We start from the raw sequence: 2,025 nt of genomic DNA on the forward strand, positions 1-2,025 counted from the left end.
ACGCCGCACCCCATCCGCCGCGCGCCCGGCGGCGGATGGGGTGCGGCGTGCGCGGTGACCTTGCGGCAGGGGCTGGCGGGAGCGGTGGCACGGTGGCTGCCGGCGTGGTCGGCAGGCTGACGCCGCACTCGCTGCGGCACTTCTGCGCCAGGCACCTGTATGAGCAAGATGTGGGGATGGAGGTGGTCGGGGCGTTGCTGGGGCATGTGTGGCTGTCGACGACGGCCCGGTATGTCCTTGTGCCTGCCGAGAGGGTCGAGCGGTGCTGGCGGGAGGCGAACGCCCGGGTCGCCGGGCGCCTGCTGGGCCCGGATCCGTATGCGGCTGCGGGCTGGCTGTGAGCGTGGGGGGAGGAAGCGGTTGGGGCGGGTGCGGTGGGAGTTGCGGCTGCGGGCGGCCGAGCGGGGAGACCCCCGGCGCCCCGCGCCCTGACCGCCGGGGTGTCAGAGAGCACCTGGCCGCCTGCCGCCTGCCCGGCACCGACTGCGTCCACACCGCCTCCGGTCTGCGTGCCGTCCTCACCACCCTCACAGCCCACCGCATCACACCTCGCGACCCGGCCGTCCACCTCCGCGTCGGCACCGTCCCCCAGACCATCCCCGTCCCGGCCGACACCGCCCCGATCCGCCAGGCCCTGACCTCCCCGAAGCCGGCGACGGCCGCGATCACTGCCCTGCTCGCCTTCCACGCCCTGCGCGCCGCCGAGATCCGCCGCCTCCCCCTCGACGACGCCCGCGGCCTCCAGGCCGGCCGCCTGCACCTGCCCGCCCGCACCATCACCCTCGCCGAACCGGTCCGCGCCCGCCTGGTCGCCTACCTCACCCACCGCCACCGGCGCTGGCCGCACACCGCCAACCCGCACTTCTTCGTCACCAGCCGCACCGCCCTGACCACCACACTCGTCAGCCACCTCTGGCTGTACCGCCAGTACCCCGCCTCCAGCAGCCTGCTGCGCGGCCGACCGCATCTTTGACGAGGTGCACGCCGCCGACGGCGACGTGCCGATGATCAGCGAGGTGTTCGGGCTCAGTGCCCAGGCCGCCACCTGTCACACCGCTACCCGGCCCGGATCGGCGCCGCAGCCGATGACACCGCCCGCGATCTCCTGAACAGGCCTCGCCAGTGAGGGACTTCGGGCACGGTGGTGACATGGAAAAGGGGATCTGGCTTTTCACCACGAACGGCGAGTGGCAGCAGGCGGAGGATCCGCTCGCTCCGCACGAGCATCTGGATGACTGGGATGAGCAGAGGAGGGCGGCCGGCTACCTGTCCTGGACCAGGTTTCCTCAGCACGACACGACCCCTCTCGCACTGGAGATCTACCGGGGGCCGAACACCGGGCCGGGGCCGCTGTTCCTGGTCAACGTCACCACTTGACCACGCTGGCCCCACCGACCGGCGATCAAGCACGCCCTTCTAGGATGGCCCGGTGCCGCACTTCGAGATCGTGACAGCCATCGCCGCACGCCCGGACCGGGTGTTCGAGGCATGCCTCGACGTGGAAGCACACACGCGGTCGATGGCCGATTCGTCGGAGCGGGCGGTCGGCGGCAGGACCCGAGGCGGACTCTCACTCGGCGACACGGTGACCTTCCAGGCCCGCCACTTCGGCCTGACCTGGCGACTCACCGCCCGCATTACGGCGTATGACCCGCCCCAGTGCTTCGTGGACGAGCAGGATGCCGGCCCCTTCAAGCGATGGCATCACAGTCATCACTTCGAGCCGGACGGCACTGGCGGCACCGTTATGAGGGACGTCATCGACTTTGCCTCGCCGTTCGGGTTCCTCGGACGTGTCGCCGACCGCACTGTCCTGAGCTGGTACATGCCCCGCCTCATCAGAACCCGCAACGCTTACCTCGCCAGCGCCTTGCGCTGAGCCCAGATTGACGATCACCACGCCCTCGGGGCCGGTACAGGGTCCCGGCAGCCGCCACATAGCCGACCGGGCCAAGCCAACCAGCCACCTATCCAGTTACGTCGGCTTCACCGACCACAAGCGTTGGGTCTGTCAAACGGGCGGTG

The 2,025-nt window shown here is 70.9% G+C and carries 5 protein-coding genes; all 5 read left to right on the forward strand.

What is annotated here, in order from left to right:
- The coding region (locus AOK23_RS41750; protein WP_206336437.1) for a tyrosine-type recombinase/integrase at positions 1 to 341 on the forward strand (341 nt) is incomplete at its 5' end.
- A gap of 2 nt (positions 342 to 343) precedes the next feature.
- Complete coding sequence (locus AOK23_RS41755; RefSeq protein ID WP_055717611.1) at positions 344 to 973, forward strand: hypothetical protein; 630 nt, start codon at positions 344 to 346, stop codon at positions 971 to 973.
- A 4-nt stretch (positions 974 to 977) separates the two neighbouring features.
- The gene (locus AOK23_RS51585) at positions 978 to 1,109 is read left to right on the forward strand and encodes a hypothetical protein (RefSeq protein ID WP_276205805.1); all 132 of its coding nucleotides are present in this window, start codon (positions 978 to 980) and stop codon (positions 1,107 to 1,109) included.
- A 40-nt stretch (positions 1,110 to 1,149) separates the two neighbouring features.
- Positions 1,150 to 1,377 carry a hypothetical protein gene (locus AOK23_RS41760; protein WP_157878321.1) on the forward strand — a complete coding sequence of 76 codons (228 nt, stop codon included), beginning with the start codon at positions 1,150 to 1,152 and terminating at the stop codon, positions 1,375 to 1,377.
- Between the two features lie 52 nt (positions 1,378 to 1,429).
- Positions 1,430 to 1,879, forward strand: a complete 450-nt coding sequence (locus AOK23_RS41765; protein WP_055717613.1) for an SRPBCC family protein — start codon at positions 1,430 to 1,432, stop codon at positions 1,877 to 1,879.
- Positions 1,880 to 2,025: the final 146 nt, after the last annotated feature.

Source organism: Streptomyces torulosus, assembly GCF_001419765.1.
In the GTDB taxonomy this organism is placed as follows: Bacteria; Actinomycetota; Actinomycetes; order Streptomycetales; family Streptomycetaceae; genus Streptomyces; species Streptomyces torulosus.